Here is a 6,900-nt window from a genome sequence, read left to right as displayed (position 1 = left end):
GGTGTTGAATTACTTAGACTACTTCACAACCATGAAGCGGTTGAGGTTATTGCAATTAGCTCGCGCTCAGAAGCAGGGCAGTTGGTGGGTGACTTCTTCCCCTCTTTGGCAGGTCAAACAGAGTTGGCATTTACTGCACCGGGAGATGCGATTTTGGATGAGTGTGATGTGGTTTTCTTTGCAACGCCACATGGCGTTGCCATGGAAACTGCCGGCACTTTTGTTGATAAGGGCATTAAAGTCATCGATCTCGGGCCAGATTTTCGCTTGCGTGATAAAGACGAGTATGCACAGTGGTACGGTCTTGAAAATTTTCAAGACGAACTATTAGCATCTTCTGTTTATGGACTGTCTGAAATTAATCGAGCAACCATTAAAGATGCGCAGTTGATTGGTAATCCGGGCTGCTTCCCAACCACGGTCTTGTTGGCGCTTAAGCCGCTGATTGAAAACAAGTTAATTGATCTGTCAAATATCATTGTTGACTCTAAAACCGGTGTGAGTGGCGCAGGCCGTGGCGCCAATCAAGCCATGTTGTTGTGTGAAGCTAGCGAGTCTGTCAAGGCTTACGGAGTTAGCGGCCATCGTCACTATCCAGAAATAAAACAAGAATTAAGCCTATTAGCTGGTGGAGAATCTATTGGTCTAACCTTTGTCCCACACCTAGTGCCAATGATTCGCGGCATGGAATCCACAATTTATGTGGACTTATTAGATACGGACACTGATGTACAATCAATCCTTGAAGCCGCCTATAAAGATGAGCACTTTGTCACCGTGCTAAGTGCAGGTGTAATACCGCAAACACGCAGCGTTAAATCTAGTAATTTCTGTCAAATTGCTGCACAACAAGCAACCGGTGGAAAATTAATAATAACGTCTGTGATTGACAATTTAATCAAAGGTGCGGCAGGGCAAGCCATACAAAACATGAACATTATGTTTGGACTTGACGAAAAATCAGGCTTATCATCCATTGGCCTACTGCCTTAACTTATAGGAGACACCATGTCAGAAGTATTAGAAAAAGCCGACATTATTTTTAGTGATAGCGCTGCCACCAAAGTAGCCACACTAATTACCGAAGAAAAAAACGATAATTTACGCCTGCGCGTCTACATTACCGGTGGCGGCTGTTCAGGATTTTCCTACGGCTTTACCTTTGACGAAGAACACAAGGAAGGTGACTCAGGTGTTGAAAACAACGGCGTTCAATTGGTAGTAGACCCTATGAGTTACCAGTATTTAATTGGCGCAACCGTTGATTATCTTGAAGATTTACAAGGCTCGCGCTTTATTATTCACAACCCTAATGCCAAAACCACTTGTGGTTGCGGCTCATCATTCTCTGTTTAGGTAGGCTTATGATCGAATACATTCCAGGTCTCGCAGGTGTTCCTGCCACCGAATCATCTATTTCATCTATCGATGGCGAGAACGGCATCTTGGCTTACCGAGGCTACTCTATTGAAGATTTAGCCAAAAACGCTTCTTTTGAAGAAGTGGCAATGCTACTGAGAGATGGCGAACTTCCTAGTGAAAAAGACCTGGAAATATTTCGTTGTGTCCTTCACAAACGCTACGAGGTAAAACGTAATATTCGCGAAATGATGTGGGCTTTGCCTGCTAGCGGACATCCAATGGATGTCTTGCAAACAGCGATTGCCGCTATGGCGACTTTCTACCCAGATGCGGGCGCTAAAAATCCTGATTCAGCTTTTACTCAAAGCGCACTAACTAAAATTATTGCCAACATGAGCACACTGGTTGCAATGTGGGCTAGAATTAGCGCTGGCTACGATCCAATTCCGCCAAGCAAAAACATGTCTTATGCGAAAAATTTCTTGTACATGTCATTCGGCGAAGAGCCGGACGATGATATTGTGCAGCTATTTGACGCTTGTTTAATTTTGCACGCTGAACACACCATTAATGCTAGCACCTTCTCTGCCATGGTAACTGCCTCAACCTTAGCAAACCCTTTTGCCTCTATTTCCGCAGCAGTTGGCACATTGGCAGGCTCACTACATGGTGGCGCCAATGAAGATGTACTTAAAATGCTGGACGAAATTGGTGATGCAAAAAATGCGCGCGGCTATATTGAAAATCGCTTAAAAAACAAAGAAGTAATTTGGGGCATGGGCCATCGTGAATACAGCGTTAAAGATCCACGTGCAAAAATTTTGCAAGAAATGATTGAAGCCTATATTAAAAAATCCAATATCACCTTATCAAAGCGCTTTGAAACAGCGCTCGAAGTAGAGCGTGTGTGTGAAGAGTTGTTATCTGCCAAAGGCGTTTATCCAAATGTTGATTTTTACTCTGGCATTTTATATTCGGAAATCTTTAAGATTCCTAAAGAGCATTTCACGCCTATCTTTGCCATGGCAAGATCTGCTGGCTGGGCTGCCCACTGGCATGAACAAGTGGGCCATAATCGAATCTTCAGACCAACACAAATCTATACTGGTAGCGATTTTAGAAACTATCCAAAAAAATAAATTCTATGGACAACACAACACACTTCGGCTTTAAAGATGTAGCCACCAAAGATAAGCAAGGCATGGTTCGAGGTGTATTTGACTCAGTTGCCAGCAAATATGATCTAATGAATGATGTGCTTTCATTTGGCGCACACCGCCTTTGGAAGCGCTACACCATCGCCTCTTCTAACGTTAAAACAGGAGACAAAGTTTTGGACATTGCTGGTGGCACCGGAGACCTAGCCATCGAGTTTCGCAAAAAAGTCGGTGATTCAGGACAAGTTGTTTTGTCTGATATTAATGCTGCCATGCTTGGCGAGGGTCGAAAAAACCTCACCAACAAAGGAATTTTTGGCGTTGATTTTGTACAACTAAATGCACAATACTTGCCTTTTGAAGACAATACTTTTGATTGTGTTTCTATTGCCTTTGGTCTTAGAAATGTCACTGACAAAGACCAAGCGCTACGTGAAATGAGGCGTATTTTAAAGCCGGGTGGCTGTTTGCTAATTTTGGAGTTTTCAACAACAGATTCTGAATTTTTGAAAAAATTCTACGACTTTTACTCATTTAATATTATGCCGAAATTGGGCGAAATTATTGCTGATGACAAAGACTCGTATCAATATTTAGCTGAATCTATTCGCAAACATCCTGACCAAGAAACCCTTAAAGATATGGTGCTAGAAGCAGGCTTTGGATTCTGCGAATATCACAATTTGTCTGGTGGTATTGTTGCCCTACACAAAGGTATTAAGGCTTAGGTCTAACGAGCAGTTATGCAGCACTTTGTTCTGGAACAGGCACTTAATTTTTTAATCCAAAATGGAGACGTTAACCTCGAGCCATTGGATCAAAAAATCATTCGATTTTCGTTAAAAGACTTGCCCCTTGAAGTTGATTTTGTTTGCACCAATAATCGAATTTTTGTCGTCAATGATATCAATAATGTCAGCGATGTTGATATCAAACTTACGGCCAATGTCTTTTTTGCTTTGTTCAAAGGCGAGGATTTAACCGATTTACTAAAACAAGACAAAATTATTATTCATGGTGACGTCAAAACAGCACAACTGTTAGTGGACATGCTGCAGGCAGTTGATATCGATGTTGAAGAAACATTGTCCCAATATACTGGCGACATAGTTGCTCATGAAATAGGCAAAATAACGGGGGAAATAAAAAAAATTACGCAAGAATCTAGCAATCCTTTAGAGGCCTTAAAAGATAGTGTTAGTAATTTTTTAATCAACCCAAGCGTGCCTAAAACCTACAAAAACAACAAGCATTAACGTGTCCGGTCTAGCCAGGTTTTTTAAAATCTCTCGAGTATTAATGCGTTATCGTCTCGACTCGCTAATACTGTCAACGCCTTTATTAAAAAACCTCAAGCCTCTGGTTTATTTAATACCTTGGCATTATTTCCCTGTTAAGAAATACACGCGTGGCGAAAGAATTCGACTGGCGCTTGAAGAGTTGGGCCCTATCTATATTAAATTTGGTCAAACGCTCTCCACTCGCCCTGATTTACTGCCCGCGGATATTAGTCTAGAGCTTAAAAAACTGCAGGACAGCTGCCCACCTTTTGCCACTAATAAGGCAAAAGACATTATTGAACACTCCCTAGGCGGAAAAATTGAATCCCTATTCAAGACCTTCGATGATCAGCCTTTAGCCAGCGCCTCTATTGCACAAGTTCATACAGCAACAACATTGGATGGTGAAGCAGTTGTCGTTAAGGTAGTTCGCCCTGATATTGAATCACTCATTAGAGGAGATATTAAGCTAATGCGCAGTTTGGCCAAGCTCATGAATCGACATCCTCTGGCCTACAAAATTAGACCTATTGAAGTGGTTGAAGAATTTGAAGCCATCATTAACGATGAGCTCGATATGCGCATCGAAGCCAGACATTGCGACAAACTAAGACACAACTTTAGCGATTCTGACTTACTCTATGTACCCAAGGTTCATCACCAGCTCAGCAACATCAATGTACTGACAACCGAGCGAATCTATGGCACACCTATTGGTGAAATCGACACCCTGAAGGCAAACAATATCGACATGAAGCGCCTTGCTGAAGAAGGGGTTGTTATCTTCTTCACCCAGGTGTTTAAGCATAATTTTTTCCATGCTGATATGCATCCTGGTAATATTTTTGTCTCAGAGTCAGGCCAGTATATTGGGGTTGATTTTGGCATTATGGGCACACTCAGCGAGACTGATAAAGACTTTTTAGCCGATATATTTTTAGCCTTTTTCAACCAAGATTACCAAAAAGTTGCACAAGTCTATATTGACTCTGGTTGGGTTGGCGCCCATACCGACGAACAAGCATTCGAGTCAGCCGTACAAAAAATTTGCGCTCCAATGTTTGACAAACCCTTGGGAGAAATATCCTTTGGCCAAGTATTATTAGACTTAATCCAAGAGGCAAAGAATTTTGACATCCAAGTCCAGCCACAACTGTTATTATTAGACAAAACCCTATTAAATATTGAAGGCCTAGGCAGACAACTTTACCCAGAACTAGACTTATGGTCTACTGCCAAACCCTTTTTAGAAGACTTAATGAAAGAGAGATATAGTGTGAAAAATACCTTTGAAAAACTAAAAGAACAAGCGCCAGAATTATTAAAAGAAATTCCTGAGCTACCTGCATTGACCATTAATGCATTAAAGCAACTAGGCAAAATGAAAGACATGGGCAAACTCCAGGCGCAGCAAACTCAGAAAATTGTTGAGCAACTCCAGGACAATGCCAACAAACAAACCTCGGCCATTTTTTCAGGATCATTATTGATTTTAGGCGGCGTGCTTGTAGTCAATCAGTTATGGGTAGCTGGCGCAATCAGTGCAACGGTTGCAATGATTTTTTGGCTAAAATCTAGATAGCTCAACCAATCAATATTATTTAAGGTAAAATAAACGCCTTGTTATATTTGGTCGCAAAATATACGAACTAAGCTATAACACCTTGTTTTGGTGTTTTTTTTATTTTTAGGAGTACAAACATGAGTTTAACAATTAACGCAACAGTGCGTGAAGATCAAGGTAAAGGTGCGAGCCGCCGCCTACGTCACGCTGAAAAAATCCCTGCCATTATTTATGGCGCAGGCAAAGCACCAACCAACATTACTTTAGGTCTTCATGAGGTTACACACTTATTAGAAGATGAAACCTCGTACACTTCTGTACTTGATTTAATGGTTGGCAAGAAAAAGGAAGCTGTTATCATTAAAGATTTACAGCGCCACCCTGCTAAAAACATTGTGACTCATGTTGACTTCTTACGCATTAACTTAAAGCAAGCACTAGTAACCAACATTCCATTACACTTTATTGGTGGCGATGAAAATGAAAGCGTACGTTTAGGCGCTATTGTTAATCAGTTTGTTACTTCTGTGGAAGTATCTTGTTTGCCAGCTGACTTACCAACGTCAATTGATGTTGATGTTACCAACTTGGAAATGGGTGATCATATTAGCTTAACTGGCTTAGACCTACCTAAAGGCGTTACACTAACAGCACTAACGCATGGCGATATTGAAGCGCACGACCAAAGTGTTGTGGCTATTCAAGAGGCTAAGATTATGGCTGAAGTTGAAGATGACGCACCAGTTGCACCTGAAACAGAAGTGGCTGGCGATGATGCTGCTGAAGAAGACAAAGGCGACGAGTAACATTTCTGCATAAGACATTATGGCAATAAAACTGATTGTTGGTCTCGGTAACCCGGGCAAAGACTATCAGTCACATCGTCATAATGTTGGCTTTTGGTTTTGTGACGCGATTGCCAGTCTTTATTCTGGCACCTTTAAAAAAGAAACAAAGTTTTTAGGCGAAGTGACGCAAGTCACCATTGCAGAAAAGTCTGTTCGCCTACTAAAACCAACAACTTTTATGAATCGCTCAGGTCAATCTATTCAAGCATTGGCAAAATTTTATCAACTCAACGTGGATGAAATTCTAGTTGTTCATGACGAACTAGATTTGGATGTTGGCATGGCCAAACTCAAAACCGAAGGTGGACATGGTGGCCATAATGGCTTGCGTGACACCATCAAAGCGCTTGGCAGCAAATCATTTCATCGGCTACGTTTAGGTATTGGCCATCCTGGCAACAAAGCTCAAGTGGCTGATTATGTACTTCACGCACCTAACAAGAGCGAACTCGAGCCTATTCAATCAGCCATGATTGACGCTTTGCAAGTGATTGAAGACGTTGTACAAGGCAACATCGATAAAGCCATGAAAAACTTACACACAAAAGCTTAATGCTACATAATTAGGAGATAAAAATGGGATTTAAATGTGGCATCGTTGGGCTACCCAATGTAGGAAAATCAACTTTATTTAATGCATTAACGCAAGCAGGTATTGAGTCGGCAAACTATCCATTTTGCACCATTGA

At 41.5% G+C, this 6,900-nt stretch carries 9 protein-coding genes; all 9 read left to right on the top strand.

What is annotated here, in order from left to right:
* Positions 1 to 993, top strand: a 993-nt coding sequence (gene argC, locus PSN35_RS03095; RefSeq protein WP_300029286.1) for an N-acetyl-gamma-glutamyl-phosphate reductase, incomplete at its 5' end; no start/stop codon positions are given.
* Positions 994 to 1,008: 15 nt separating this feature from the next.
* A complete protein-coding gene (gene erpA, locus PSN35_RS03090; RefSeq protein WP_300029284.1) occupies positions 1,009 to 1,356 on the top strand; it encodes an iron-sulfur cluster insertion protein ErpA in 348 nt (115 codons plus the stop codon).
* 8 nt (positions 1,357 to 1,364) lie between these two features.
* The gene (locus PSN35_RS03085) at positions 1,365 to 2,501 is read left to right on the top strand and encodes a citrate synthase (protein WP_300029281.1); all 1,137 of its coding nucleotides are present in this window, start codon (positions 1,365 to 1,367) and stop codon (positions 2,499 to 2,501) included.
* A gap of 5 nt (positions 2,502 to 2,506) precedes the next feature.
* Positions 2,507 to 3,247: a bifunctional demethylmenaquinone methyltransferase/2-methoxy-6-polyprenyl-1,4-benzoquinol methylase UbiE gene (ubiE, locus tag PSN35_RS03080; protein WP_300029278.1), complete on the top strand. Its 741-nt coding sequence runs from the start codon at positions 2,507 to 2,509 to the stop codon at positions 3,245 to 3,247.
* A gap of 15 nt (positions 3,248 to 3,262) precedes the next feature.
* Entirely contained in the window at positions 3,263 to 3,775 is a 513-nt protein-coding gene (locus tag PSN35_RS03075; RefSeq protein WP_300029275.1) for an SCP2 sterol-binding domain-containing protein, read from the top strand.
* A 1-nt stretch (position 3,776) separates the two neighbouring features.
* Positions 3,777 to 5,381 carry a 2-polyprenylphenol 6-hydroxylase gene (ubiB, locus tag PSN35_RS03070; RefSeq protein WP_300029272.1) on the top strand — a complete coding sequence of 535 codons (1,605 nt, stop codon included), beginning with the start codon at positions 3,777 to 3,779 and terminating at the stop codon, positions 5,379 to 5,381.
* A gap of 119 nt (positions 5,382 to 5,500) precedes the next feature.
* Positions 5,501 to 6,169 carry a 50S ribosomal protein L25/general stress protein Ctc gene (locus tag PSN35_RS03065; protein WP_300029270.1) on the top strand — a complete coding sequence of 223 codons (669 nt, stop codon included), beginning with the start codon at positions 5,501 to 5,503 and terminating at the stop codon, positions 6,167 to 6,169.
* A 19-nt stretch (positions 6,170 to 6,188) separates the two neighbouring features.
* Positions 6,189 to 6,764 carry an aminoacyl-tRNA hydrolase gene (pth, locus tag PSN35_RS03060; RefSeq protein WP_300029268.1) on the top strand — a complete coding sequence of 192 codons (576 nt, stop codon included), beginning with the start codon at positions 6,189 to 6,191 and terminating at the stop codon, positions 6,762 to 6,764.
* A 23-nt stretch (positions 6,765 to 6,787) separates the two neighbouring features.
* A partial coding sequence (locus PSN35_RS03055) for a GTPase (protein ID WP_300029288.1) occupies positions 6,788 to 6,900 on the top strand: 113 nt, incomplete at its 3' end.

The sequence above is a fragment of the Candidatus Thioglobus sp. genome (genome assembly GCF_028599055.1).
GTDB lineage: Bacteria > Pseudomonadota > Gammaproteobacteria > PS1 > Pseudothioglobaceae > Thioglobus_A.
Note: the sequence above shows the minus strand (reverse complement) of the source record. Positions and strands in the feature narration are given on the sequence as shown.